Annotated in this window: 13 protein-coding genes; 5 read left to right on the top strand and 8 right to left on the bottom strand. The window is 67.2% G+C overall.

Annotated elements, in window-relative coordinates; genetic code table 11:
- Positions 1-3: 3 nt before the first annotated feature.
- The 3 genes from WC729_RS13050 to WC729_RS13040 all read right to left on the bottom strand — a co-directional run bounded on the left by WC729_RS13050 (position 4) and on the right by WC729_RS13040 (position 3959).
- Positions 4-2250: a CHASE2 domain-containing protein gene (locus tag WC729_RS13050; RefSeq protein WP_372853395.1), complete on the bottom strand. Its 2247-nt coding sequence runs from the start codon at positions 2248-2250 to the stop codon at positions 4-6.
- Between the two features lie 91 nt (positions 2251-2341).
- Positions 2342-3481 carry a sterol desaturase family protein gene (locus tag WC729_RS13045; RefSeq protein WP_372853393.1) on the bottom strand — a complete coding sequence of 380 codons (1140 nt, stop codon included), beginning with the start codon at positions 3479-3481 and terminating at the stop codon, positions 2342-2344.
- A 49-nt stretch (positions 3482-3530) separates the two neighbouring features.
- Positions 3531-3959 carry a (deoxy)nucleoside triphosphate pyrophosphohydrolase gene (locus tag WC729_RS13040; protein WP_372853391.1) on the bottom strand — a complete coding sequence of 143 codons (429 nt, stop codon included), beginning with the start codon at positions 3957-3959 and terminating at the stop codon, positions 3531-3533.
- 57 nt (positions 3960-4016) lie between these two features.
- On the opposite strand from WC729_RS13040, the gene WC729_RS13035 reads away from it, so the two are divergent.
- From WC729_RS13035 to WC729_RS13025, 3 genes are all read left to right on the top strand, one after another.
- A complete protein-coding gene (locus tag WC729_RS13035) occupies positions 4017-4199 on the top strand; it encodes a Flp family type IVb pilin (RefSeq protein ID WP_372853389.1) in 183 nt (60 codons plus the stop codon).
- A gap of 131 nt (positions 4200-4330) precedes the next feature.
- Positions 4331-4498, top strand: a complete 168-nt coding sequence (locus tag WC729_RS13030) for a Flp family type IVb pilin (RefSeq protein WP_272626647.1) — start codon at positions 4331-4333, stop codon at positions 4496-4498.
- 213 nt (positions 4499-4711) lie between these two features.
- Positions 4712-4879 carry a Flp family type IVb pilin gene (locus WC729_RS13025; protein WP_372853386.1) on the top strand — a complete coding sequence of 56 codons (168 nt, stop codon included), beginning with the start codon at positions 4712-4714 and terminating at the stop codon, positions 4877-4879.
- A gap of 51 nt (positions 4880-4930) precedes the next feature.
- Here the strand turns inward: WC729_RS13025 and WC729_RS13020 are convergent, their stop codons facing one another.
- The 4 genes from WC729_RS13020 to WC729_RS13005 are packed head-to-tail and all read right to left on the bottom strand — an operon-like array spanning position 4931 to position 8719.
- Positions 4931-5878 (bottom strand): acetyl-CoA carboxylase carboxyltransferase subunit alpha, encoded by a 948-nt coding sequence (locus tag WC729_RS13020; protein ID WP_372853384.1) that lies wholly within the window; start codon positions 5876-5878, stop codon positions 4931-4933.
- 12 nt (positions 5879-5890) lie between these two features.
- On the bottom strand, positions 5891-6808 hold the full coding sequence (locus WC729_RS13015) for a tyrosine recombinase (RefSeq protein WP_372853382.1): 918 nt from the start codon (positions 6806-6808) through the stop codon (positions 5891-5893).
- Complete coding sequence (locus WC729_RS13010) at positions 6805-8544, bottom strand: hypothetical protein (RefSeq protein WP_372853380.1); 1740 nt, start codon at positions 8542-8544, stop codon at positions 6805-6807. The genes WC729_RS13015 and WC729_RS13010 overlap by 4 nt, the downstream gene beginning before the upstream one ends.
- Positions 8545-8581: 37 nt before the next feature.
- Entirely contained in the window at positions 8582-8719 is a 138-nt protein-coding gene (locus tag WC729_RS13005; protein ID WP_372853378.1) for a hypothetical protein, read from the bottom strand.
- Between the two features lie 99 nt (positions 8720-8818).
- Between WC729_RS13005 and WC729_RS13000 the strand changes: the two genes are divergently transcribed.
- The gene (locus tag WC729_RS13000; protein WP_372853376.1) at positions 8819-9358 is read left to right on the top strand and encodes a shikimate kinase; all 540 of its coding nucleotides are present in this window, start codon (positions 8819-8821) and stop codon (positions 9356-9358) included.
- Positions 9355-10458: a 3-dehydroquinate synthase gene (gene aroB, locus WC729_RS12995; RefSeq protein ID WP_372853374.1), complete on the top strand. Its 1104-nt coding sequence runs from the start codon at positions 9355-9357 to the stop codon at positions 10456-10458. The genes WC729_RS13000 and aroB overlap by 4 nt, the downstream gene beginning before the upstream one ends.
- Positions 10459-10464: 6 nt before the next feature.
- On the opposite strand, the gene WC729_RS12990 is transcribed toward aroB, so the two are convergent.
- Positions 10465-11052 (bottom strand): hypothetical protein, encoded by a 588-nt coding sequence (locus WC729_RS12990; RefSeq protein WP_372853372.1) that lies wholly within the window; start codon positions 11050-11052, stop codon positions 10465-10467.
- Positions 11053-11061 lie beyond the last annotated feature (9 nt).

The following is an 11061-nucleotide window of genomic DNA, read 5'->3' as shown; positions in this document are numbered from 1 at the left end:
GCGCTATTTCTCGGTCGCCGAGAACACGCCGTCCCATGCCTCGCCCGGCGGGTTGGCGGCGAAATGCGCCACGCGCTCGCGCATCAGCAGGTAGAATTTGCGCAGGCCGTAGCCGGTCGCCGCCGCTTGCCCCGCCTCGGCCAGAGCGTCGGCCTTTGCCCAGTCCTGCGCGCGATAGGCGTCGAGCATTGCCTGATGGCGCAGCGCGAAATCACGGAAAGCCGGTTCCTGCTCGAGGCTCTCGTCGCCGAGCAGGGCGAAAATCTCCTCGGGCGCGTCGCGGCCGACGACGCGGACATGGTCGAGCGCGACGATGGCGAACTGGGGCAGATGACGGCGCAGGTCTTCGCCGATCGCGATCTGCAGGCCGTAATATTTGGTCATGCCCTCGATCCGCGAGGCCAGGTTCACCGTATCGCCGATCAGCGAATAATTGAGCCGCTGCGCCGACCCCATATTGCCGACGCAGCACGGCCCCGCGTTCAGGCCGATGCCGATGCTGACCTCGCCCGGCCAGACGCCGCCGCTCTGGTCGCGCATCTCGACATTGATCTCGCGCAGCCGTCTGGTCATGCCGAGCGCACCGCGCGCGGCATTGGCATATTGATCGGGGTCGTCGAGCGGGGCATTCCAGAAAGCCAGCACCGCATCGCCGATGAACTTGTCGATCGTCGCCTTGCGGGCGAGCAGGATGTCGCACATCGGGGTCAGGAAGGCGATCAGGAACTGGATGATCTCCTGCGGGGTCAGCTTCTCCGAAAGCCTTGAAAAGCCGCGGATATCGCAGAACAGCACGGTCATCTCGCGCTCCTCGCCGCCAAGCTTCAGGCTGCCGGGATCGTCGACGATGCGCTTGACCATCTCGGGCGAGAGATAGCGGTCGAACGCCTGATGGATATAGGCGCGCTGCCGTTCCTCACGATAATATGTCAGCGCCGTCTCGATGACATAAACGAGGGTGAGGCCGAGCACCGGCCAGGTCGGATCGAGCAAGATCTGCTCGCGGCTGAACGCCAGCCAGCTTCCGCCCGCCATGCCGCCGACCATCACCAGACCGAGGATCGCGCCGCGCGTCGCGCCGAGCCAGGGCAGCGAAAAGGCCATGATCAGGCCGAGGACCAGCAAAGCCGCCCGCTCCGCCCCCTGCGCCCAGTCGGGCTGGCGCAGGAAGCTTTTGGTGATGATCTGCTCGAGCGCCTGGGCATGGACCACCACACCAAGCTCGGTCTGTGCGATCGGGGTCGATTTCAGATCGTACAGCCCCTGCGCACTGGTGCCGATAAAGACCACCTGCCCCTCGAAATTGCGCTGCATCTCGGCGGGCGACATCTGGCCGGTGAGGATTTTCCACGCCGGCACGATGCGTTCGGGATGGGGCGCCGTGAAATACATGACGAGCTGCCCCGATTTGGTCGTCGGCACTTCCGAATCGCCGACCTTGAGCGACACCACATTGGATCCGTCGCCGCTGAATTCGCCGCTGGCATCGCTGGACTTCACGATCACCGATTGAGTCCGATAGGCGGTGCGCAGGGCCTCGAGCGAGAGCGAGGGCAGCAACTGGCCGTTCTGGGTCGAGATCAACGGTGCCTTGCGCACGATGCCGTCGCTGTCGGGCGGCAGGCTGACGAAACCGAGGCCAGCCGCCGCATCCCGGAGTGCGGGCAGCGGCTGGATCGCGCCGGTATAGGTCGCCTTGCCCGTACTGGGCGGCGAGCCTGCAACAGCGAAGCCCATCTTGGGTTCGACCTGGCCACCCTGTTTGTCGTCGGTCAGGAAGAAGGCGAGCGCGACGTTGGAATTCCGGAAGGTGTCGGCGAGCACGGCATCATTGTCGGGCAGCGTGTCGAGCGCGGCGATAGCGGCCTCGTTGCCGCCCTGACGCTTCATCCGCTCGGCCAGCCGCGTGGGTGAGGTGCGGTCGGGCTCGGAAAAGACGATATCGAAGGCGACCGTGGCGGCGCCCGCCTCGGTGAGGCGCCGGGTCAGATCGGCGACATCGGTGCGCGGCCAGGGCCATTGGCCGAGCCGGCGAAGCGTCTCGTCGTCGATGTCGACGATGCGGACGCCGGCATCCTGATAGGCGCGCGGCTTGGCGCGCTGATAGCTGTCGAACAACAGGGATCCCGCGCGATCGATCGCCGGCACGCCAACCATCTGCAGGACGAGCATGACCGCCAACACGGCGAGCCCGAGCAGGATCAGCCCGCCCTTGGTGCGCAGATATTTCAGCGAAGGCCGCCCCGCCATCTGCCGTCCCCGATCACGGCCCGTTCAGGGCCTCCCCGATACGGGACGTAACACGGAAACGGGCAGAGGACACAGCCCTCGCCCGCCGGGCTCAGCCGCGGCGGCGGAAGGGGTAGGCGAACTGGGCGCGGTACCCCCTGGGCACTTCTTCGGCGACGCCATAGCCGCTCGGCCATTCGCCGGGCGGCAGGTAATGCGTGCCGAAGAGCCGGTCGAGCCAGGGGAAATGAATCGCGAAATTCTTGTCGATCGCGACTTCTTCGATGCCGTGGTGCCAGTGATGGAAGCGCGGGATGACGAGGAATTTGCCGAGCAGATCGAAATTGCCGCGCAGATTCGCGTGCACGAGGGACGCATAGATATAGACCATCGCGACATAGGCCTGCATCACCGAGGGCGCGAAGCCGAGCGTCAGCAGCGGCAGCGACGTGACGCCGCGCAGCAGCACGACCTCGACGAAATGCATGCGCGATCCGGCGAGCCAATCCATCGATTTCGCCGAGTGGTGCACGGCGTGGAAGCCCCACAGGAACGGCCAGCGGTGGAAGGCGCGGTGGAACCAATATTGCGTCAGGTCGGTCAGGAACATCGCCTCGACGAACTGGAGCAGCCAGGGCTGGCTCGCGACCATCGCGCGGAAGCTGCCAAAGCCGCTGCTCGACGCCATGATGAAGGTGGAGGGCGCGAGCGCGAGGAAGGTGATGAGCTGCACCAGCATCGAGCTGACGAGATAATAGAACAGGTCCTCGCGCCATTCGGTACGGAACAGGCGCTGCGAGGCACGATGCGGAAAGATGCGCTCGATCGGGGCGAACATCAGGCCCGTCGCGATCATGTTCAGCGCGAAGAAATCGATACCGAAGAAGATGCCCCATGCATGGCTCTCGCTCGGTTGCACCGCCGCGCCGCCGAGCAGGGTGGCGGCGAGCGCCACGACCAGCGCCGTCGCGCCGAGCGCCTTGCGCGGGCGGAGCAACAGGCTGAGCAGCGCGAGCGCATAAGCGGCAAGCAGCGTCGCGTGGACCACGACCCGAAACCCGCTCAGATCGCGCACCGCTTGAAGCTGGGGCATGGCGAACCATGCCGGCCAGCGCAACGCGGCAACGAAGCACAGCCCCGCAATCGCGCAGACAAGGCCGAAAAAGCCGGCGAACCAGCCAGTGCCGAGCCCCCGCGCCTCGATCGGCGCTTCGAGATCGTGCAGCAGGTTGCCGAAAAATCCCCGTTTCATGCCAGTCCCCCGAATGCCCTGGCGAAGCCTAGTGGCTGGATAGCTAACGTCAAATCAACGCCTTGAGCAGCCCGATCAACGGCAGATCGGCCGGCGGCATGGCGAGGTCATACAGCGAGTCGGGAGGGCACCAGAGAAGCTCTTCGGCATGGAGCGCGTGGGGCATGCCGTCCCAGGCGCGGCAGATATAGAGCAACAGCAACAAATGGCGGCCGGCGAGCGGTTCGCTGGCGAAGGCGGCGGGCTTGAGTTCTGCCGGGCTGATCGCGATGCCCAGCTCCTCGGCGATCTCGCGGATCAGCGCCGCCTCGGGGGTCTCACCCGGCTCGACCTTGCCTCCGGGGAACTCCCACAGGCCGGCCATCATCTTGCCCGCGGGCCGGCGCTGCACCAGCACGCGCCCTTCGCCGTCGATCAGCGCCACTGCGACCACCGGAAAAAGAATTGAAATCGCAGGCTCTTCGCTGATCTTCGCCATTCATTAACTCTCCCAGATTAGCTTTCGGCAAGATATTCGGGCCGGGACGAAGCATTGATGCTCACCATGATCAGAAAGCTGGCGAAGGACCGCAAGGGCGGAACTGCGATCGAATATGGTCTGATCGCCGCGCTTGTCGTGATTACCATGATCGCGTCGTTCGTCGAGCTGGCGAACGTAACGACGGGCATGTGGGGCAACGTCAACACCAAAATCGAGGTCGCACGCACGGGCGGCTGATTGGTTCCGTAAAATTCCTCGGCCCAGCTTAAACTTTTCTCAACCTACCGCACTTAGACCTGAGTCTGCTGGTCCGGTTCCAACCGGTTCAGCCGGGTACTGAAGCTTTAGAACCAATGGAGACCGGAATCATGCAGACCATCCGCAAGTTCATCAAGAACAGCAAGGGCGCCACCGCAATCGAGTACGGCCTGATCGCCGCTCTGATCGCCGTCGCCGCCATCGCCGCGATGCAGGGCCTGGGCAACCAGCTCAAGACGACCTTCACGAACGTTTCTTCGAACATGAAGGCTTCGTAAGCTCTCACCAGCGAACGAAATCGGGGCGGCGGAACCTAGGTTCCGCCGCCTTTTTCGTGCCCGGACAAAAAAAGAAACGCAACCGAAACGGTCTGGTTTCCGCGCCTTTACCCTTGTGTCCAATGATCGCATTAACCGGTCGGCGCGCAAAACCGTTACGCAGGCGGAACGGGGGGCGGCGTTCGCGTTCCGGCGCCTGCCGGGGATGAAGCGATGAACGCTCTACACAAGCTGTTGCGCGACAAAAAGGGTGCAACCGCCATCGAATATGGTCTGATCGCCGCCTTGATCGCGGTCGCCGCCATTGCGGCGATGCAGGGTCTGGGCAATCAGCTGAAGACCACGTTCGACAATGTCTCGTCGAACATGAAGGCATCGTAATCGGGGCGCGCCGGCGGCCCTCCCCCCGGGAGCCCGCCGGCGCTTCCTGACCTAGAGCCTGCCGATCGCCAGGAATTTGTCGCGGCGCCCGCGGCGCAACTGGTCGGCGCCCTGGTTGCCCAGTTCCGCCAGCGCACTATCGAGTGCGTCGCCGAGATTGGCGATGGCCAGCGCCGGATCGCGGTGTGCGCCGCCCAGCGGCTCCGACACGATCGTGTCGATCACGCCAAGTTCCTTCAGATCCTGCGCGGTGACCTTCATCGCCTCTGCCGCCTCGGCTGCCTTGTCGGCGGTGCGCCACAGGATCGACGCACAGCCCTCGGGCGAAATCACTGAATAGACGGCGTGCTCGAACATCAGCACCTTGTTGCCCGCGGCAAGCGCGATCGCGCCGCCCGAGCCACCCTCGCCTACCACCGCCGAGATCAACGGCACGCCGAGCGCGAGGCATTGCTCGGTCGAGCGGGCGATCGCCTCGGCCTGGCCGCGTTCCTCGGCCTGGACGCCGGGAAAGGCGCCCGACGTGTCGACCAGGGTGAGCACCGGCAGACCGAACCGGTCGGCGAGCTGCATCAGGCGGATCGCTTTGCGATAGCCCTCCGGCTTGCCCATGCCGAAATTGTGGCGGAGGCGGCTGGCGGTGTCGTCACCCTTTTCATGGCCGATCACCATCACCTTGCGGCCGCGGAAGTTCGCGAAGCCGCCGAGGATCGCCTGATCGTCGCCGAACGCGCGATCGCCGGCGAGCGGCATGAAATCATCGAACAGCCCGGCGACATAGTCCTTGAAGTGCGGGCGCTCGCCGTGGCGGGCGACCAACGTCTTCTGCCACGGGGTCAGCCGGGAATAGGTGTCGCGCAGGAGCTTGTCGGACTTGGCCTGGAGCCGGGCGACCTCCGAATCGATATCGACCGCGCCATCGGCTGCGGTCTCACGGAGTTGGTCGATCCGGCCCTGGAGCTCGGCGATCGGTTTCTCGAAATCGAGGAAGCTTGCCATCGGTCGCGTCGGTTAGGCCCCGCGCCTCTTCACGTCAACGAGAGGATGGCGGGTGTTGACCAGCTCGACCAATCGGCTGGCATCGACATGAGTGTAGATTTCGGTCGTGGCGATGTCGGCATGGCCCAGCATCGACTGCAGCGCGCGCAGGTCAGCGCCGCCCGCCAGCAGGTGAGTCGCAAAGGCATGGCGGAGGACGTGGGGGCTGACGCGGTCGGGCGGAATGCCGGCCTCGGCCGCCAGCCCCTTGAGCAATTGATAGAGCCGGACACGCGACAGGAAACTCTTGCCCGAGGGGAAGAGCCACGGGCGATCGGTCGCGACATGGTCGCGCCACGCCGCCACCGCCGCACGGGCACGATCCGAGATCGGCACCAGCCGCTCGCGCCCGCCCTTGCCGCGCAGGATCAGATAAGGCCGGTCGGGGGCGATGGCGTTGCGGGGGAGCGAGACCAGCTCGGTCGCGCGCAGGCCCGATCCGTAGAGCAATTCGACCAGGGCGGAGAGGCGCAGATCGTTGGGATCGGACGGCACACGGGCGATCCGGGCCGCGATCGCCGCGAAGAGCCGGTCGACATCGTCATGGCCCAGCACCTTGGGCAAGGGCCGTTGCGCCCCGGGGCGGGGCAAGGCCGCGCCGGGATCGTCGGCACGATGGCCTTCATCGGCGAGGAAAGCGAAGAAACGGCGGAGCGCGGCCGATTTGCGGGCGACGCTCGACCGGGAAAGCTCGAGCCATTGGCCGCCAAGACGCGCGAGGTCATCGGTCGAGGCCGCCGCCAGGCCGCCCGCCAGGAAATCCGAGGCGAGCGCCAGATCGCTGCGATAGGCGGCGATCGTGTTCTTCGCGGCCCCGGCCTCGGCGACCATCATCTCGAGGAAGCGCTCGATCAGCGCTCGGTCGTTGCCCGGGCCGGGCGTGCCGGTCAAAGCCGCGCCAGGGCCTCGGCGGCGATCATCCGTGCCTCCGCCTGCAACCCCACCGCCCGGAGCGCCGTGACGATATGGTAGAGCGCCTCGGGCGGCACGCCCTGCCACAGCCGGGTCTGCATGCCGATGGCGGCCAGCACCAGCACCGTGCCGGGCTCGCGCCCCTGGGCGGCACGGGCGAGCGCGCGGGTCCAGGCATTGTCGAGGCCGATCGCCACATCGAGCGAGCGGGCGCCGCGCTCGACATCGTCGGCCGACAGGCGGCCCAGCCCGGCCATGCCGGCGAAGAACAGGCGCTTCTTCAGGCCGCTCGAATCGTTCGCGCCGGCATAGCGATTGACGTCGGACCAGGTGGACGAGACCGATGCGGGATCAGCGAGCGCAAGCATCGCCCAGGCATCGCCGCCGACGGGCACGCTTGCGCGCCAGCGCATCGCGCCGCGATCGATTCCGGCGGTCAGCATCGAGGCGACGATGCGGTCGGCGTCGGCGCCCTGCGTGCCGGCGGGGATCCGCGCCGCAGCGCGGGCAGTCAGGATCAGGCGGGCGAAGCGCGCGTCGGGGGTCTTGGGCTCGTCCCAGAGCTGCTTCAGCGCGTCGAGCCGACCCTGCATGTCAGCGGCGGAATAGGCGCTGCGCAGGTCGCGGGCGATGCCGCTCTCGGCAAGCGACTGATCGTCCTCGGCATCGATCGCACCGTACAGATCGACCAGCGCCGCATTGGAGAACACGCCCCGCACCGCGGCCTGCTCGGCGGGCGCCGCGCGCATGCGGGCGGTCAGCGCGGGGGATTGCGCGCGCCATGCCTGGACGTTGGGGGAGACGGTGGCGAACAACGGCTCCGGTATCTCGACGGCCGCTGCCGTAGCGAGCCCGTAGCGCCAGGCAGTCAGGCGATCGACATTGTCCCATTCGATCGTCACTGCCTGTTGGCCGCGCGCCCCGGTGCCGGCGATCTTCTGGGCAAGCAGCAGGTCGATCCCGCCGGCAAGGCCCGAATTGCGCGCCGAGGCGATCAGCGCCTGGGCCTTGCGCGGCTCGCCCGCCAAGCCGGCGCAGATCGCCTGCGCCACGACCCAGCCGCGCTCGCGGCGCAACTGGGCACCGCCCTCGACGACCGGGCACAGGGCGCCGGGATCGCCGGTCGCCAGCGCGGCCTGCATCGCGATCTCATAGAGCTTGGGCGTGTAATTGTCGCCGTCGACGCTCTGCACGACACCGCGCGCCGCGACCGATTCGCCCATGCGCAGCAACAGCCAGGCGCGCTCGGCAGCGAAATCGGCGCCGTTGATGCCGCGCGGCGTATCGACGCGCGAGACCAGGGCGCGCCGCAGCGCGATCGACAGCCAGCGCGACGCGATCGGCACGTCGAGACGACGCATCAGCGATTCGAGATAATGGCCGTCGGCATTGCCGAAGGCGCGCGGGCCCAGGCCCCCGCCATCGGGGCCGACCGGACCGACCGACGCCAGCGACCGGCGCGCATAATCGGGCATGTCGTAGCGCGCGAGCACCGCCGGATCGATCGGTTCGGGCGCAGTCGGCGTGGCCGAGGCGGTGGGAGTCGGCAGGACGCCGTCCTCCGGCGTGGTCGCCGTCGGTGCGGGGCGCGGCGTCGCGGGCCCCGAGGGTGCGGGCGTCGGCGCAGGCGCCGCGACGGGATCGCCGAAGCCGGGCGGCAACAGCGATTCGGGTTTGTCCTGGCCTAGAGCGGGGACCAGCGCGGGAAGCCCCACGCCGACAAGTACCGCGGCAATCGCGCCGAGCGCGACGCTAGTTCGAGAGATTCGCAAGCGGTACTACCTTCTCGACGCGGGTCAGCGGCTTCTCGTTCGTACGTCCGGCCAGGACAAACAGGCCCCCGACCACGACAACCAGGATGACGATGAGCGCTATCAGCGGACGGGACATGAGCGAACCTTGTACAGACGCGTTATGACGGACGTGAGAAATTCTACTGCGCGCGGCCTTTTGCCCGAGACGCGGGCTCGCTGTATAGCCCCCGTTTCCATGTTGCAAAGACGCCCCCCCATCCCGGACTGGACCGGCCTGCCGATTGTCCTTGTCGGGCTGATGGGCGCCGGCAAATCCACCGTCGGCCGCCGCCTCGCGGCGCGCCTGCGCCTGCCCTTCGTCGATGCCGATTCGGAGATCGAGGCGGCCGCCGGCATGTCGATCGCCGATATCTTCGAGCGATTCGGCGAAGCGCATTTCCGTGACGGCGAGCGGCGCGTGATCGCCCGGCTGATCGACGGCACGCCCAAGGTGATCGCGACGGGTGGCGGGGCCTTCATCAACGACGAAACCCGCGCGCTGATCCTGAAACAGGCGCTGTCGATCTGGCTCGACGCGAATCCCGCGGTGCTCGCCGACCGGGTGGGGCGCCGCGACACCCGGCCGCTGCTGCGCAATCGCGATCCGCGTCAGGTGCTCGACGAACTGGCCAGGGTGCGCAATCCGATCTACGCGCTCGCTCATCTCCGTGTGCCCAGCCATCACGCGCCGCACGAATCGACCGTGAACTCGATCCTGAAAGCCCTGCGCTTATGACCAGCATCACCGTTTCCCTCGGCGCGCGCAGCTATGAGGTGGTGATCGAGGACGGGTTGCTGGCACGGGCGGGAGCGTATCTCGCGCCGCTGTCGCGCGGACGGACCATGGCGATCGTCACCGACGAGAATGTGCTGCCGCATCTTGCGACCCTGCAGGCCTCGTTGACCGCCGTCGGCGTCGCGAGCGAGGCAATCGTGCTGGCGCCGGGCGAAGGATCGAAGAGCTGGGCGACGCTGGAGCTGCTGACCGACCGGTTGCTCGACCTGGGCGTCGAGCGCGGCGACCATGTGATCGCGCTGGGCGGCGGCGTGATCGGCGACCTGGTCGGCTTCGCCACGGCGATCGTGAAGCGCGGCTGCGGCTTCGTCCAGATCCCGACCACCTTGCTGGCGCAGGTCGATTCCTCGGTCGGCGGCAAGACCGCGATCAATGCGCGCGCGGGCAAGAATCTGATCGGCGCCTTCCACCAGCCTGCCATCGTGCTGATCGATCCGCAGGTGCTCGATACGCTGCCGCTGCGCCAGGTCCGCGCCGGCTATGCCGAAGTCGTGAAATATGGGCTGATCGACGATGTCGCCTTTTTCGAATGGTGCGAGGCCAATGCGGCGGCGCTGCTCGCTGGCGACCCGCGCGCGCGCGAATATGCCATCGCCCATTCCGTCGCAGCCAAGGCGCGCATCGTTGCCGCCGACGAGCGCGAGACGACCGGCGTGCGGGCGCTGCTCAACCTCGGCCACACCTTCGGGCATGCGCTGGAAGCGGAAGCGGGCTTTTCCGATCGGCTGCTCCACGGCGAGGCCGTCGGCGCGGGCATGGCGCTGGCGTTCGGCTATTCCGCCGCGAGGGGACTGGCGTCCGGCCAGGATGCGGCGCGGGTGGCAGCGCATCTGCGCGCTGTCGGCCTGCCCGACAGCGTCGCGGCCGCGGGCATCGATGCGGGGAGCGACACGCTGGTCGGGCATATGCTCCACGACAAGAAGATGGATGCGGGCACCCTGCCCTTCCTGCTCGCGCACGGAATCGGCCGGACCTTCCTCGACAAATCGGTGGATCTGAAAGACGTCGGCGCGTTCCTGGACACCGCCCGGGGCGGATAAGCCCGGTCAGAAGCGCGCGAGGTCGGCGCGCCAGTCGGAATAGAATTGAATCAGCTCGTCCGTGTCGTTGCCGAGCTTGTCGAGCCGGGCCAGCCACACGGCATTGGCGCGACGCAGCGCTTCCGGATTCTTCGCGCGGGCGAGCGCCGAGCGGTAGAAGAGCGACAGATTATAATCGACGGTGGCGAGCGTCCAGTCAGTGCAGATGCGCGACCGGCTCGCCGACATCGCGCCCGAGCAGGAGAAGTTCATCACGCGCGATCCAGCACGCGGATCGGGCACCGAGCTGTCCTGCACATCCGCCGCCCGTTCAGCGGGTGGCGCCTTTGGCGCCGAAACGAGCGTGTCGAGCCATTTCACGACATTGGTCCCGGCACCGTTGATGGCCTGGCGTGACGCCTCAGCCCGGCTCTCGGGCGTGGCGGCCTCGCTATCGGAAGCGCCAGCGCTCTTGCCCGGTGCTGCGAGCAGCCAGGTTCCCATAACGATCGAACCGAGGATCAGCAGGCCGATGCCGCCCCCCACCAGCACGCTGGACGAGGCGCGGGCATTGCGCGAACGCGACGGGCACCGGTTGTCGCGGCAGCGGCTCATCGCCGCCCG

The sequence above is a fragment of the Sphingomonas sp. genome (genome assembly GCF_041661825.1).
Taxonomy (GTDB): domain Bacteria; phylum Pseudomonadota; class Alphaproteobacteria; order Sphingomonadales; family Sphingomonadaceae; genus Sphingomonas.
Note: the sequence above shows the minus strand (reverse complement) of the source record. Positions and strands in the feature narration are given on the sequence as shown.

Excerpts from the sequence above, each read along its gene's own strand:
- WC729_RS13000 (WP_372853376.1), top strand. The coding sequence starts at position 8,819 with ATGTTGCAAAGACGCCCCCCCATCCCGGACTGGACCGGCCTGCCGATT.
- WC729_RS12990 (WP_372853372.1), bottom strand. The coding sequence starts at position 11,052 with ATGAGCCGCTGCCGCGACAACCGGTGCCCGTCGCGTTCGCGCAATGCC.
- WC729_RS13030 (WP_272626647.1), top strand. The coding sequence starts at position 4,331 with ATGCAGACCATCCGCAAGTTCATCAAGAACAGCAAGGGCGCCACCGCA.
- WC729_RS13025 (WP_372853386.1), top strand. The coding sequence starts at position 4,712 with ATGAACGCTCTACACAAGCTGTTGCGCGACAAAAAGGGTGCAACCGCC.
- WC729_RS13050 (WP_372853395.1), bottom strand. The coding sequence starts at position 2,250 with ATGGCGGGGCGGCCTTCGCTGAAATATCTGCGCACCAAGGGCGGGCTG.
- WC729_RS13005 (WP_372853378.1), bottom strand. The coding sequence starts at position 8,719 with ATGTCCCGTCCGCTGATAGCGCTCATCGTCATCCTGGTTGTCGTGGTC.
- WC729_RS13045 (WP_372853393.1), bottom strand. The coding sequence starts at position 3,481 with ATGAAACGGGGATTTTTCGGCAACCTGCTGCACGATCTCGAAGCGCCG.
- aroB (WP_372853374.1), top strand. The coding sequence starts at position 9,355 with ATGACCAGCATCACCGTTTCCCTCGGCGCGCGCAGCTATGAGGTGGTG.
- WC729_RS13040 (WP_372853391.1), bottom strand. The coding sequence starts at position 3,959 with ATGGCGAAGATCAGCGAAGAGCCTGCGATTTCAATTCTTTTTCCGGTG.
- WC729_RS13035 (WP_372853389.1), top strand. The coding sequence starts at position 4,017 with ATGCTCACCATGATCAGAAAGCTGGCGAAGGACCGCAAGGGCGGAACT.
- WC729_RS13020 (WP_372853384.1), bottom strand. The coding sequence starts at position 5,878 with ATGGCAAGCTTCCTCGATTTCGAGAAACCGATCGCCGAGCTCCAGGGC.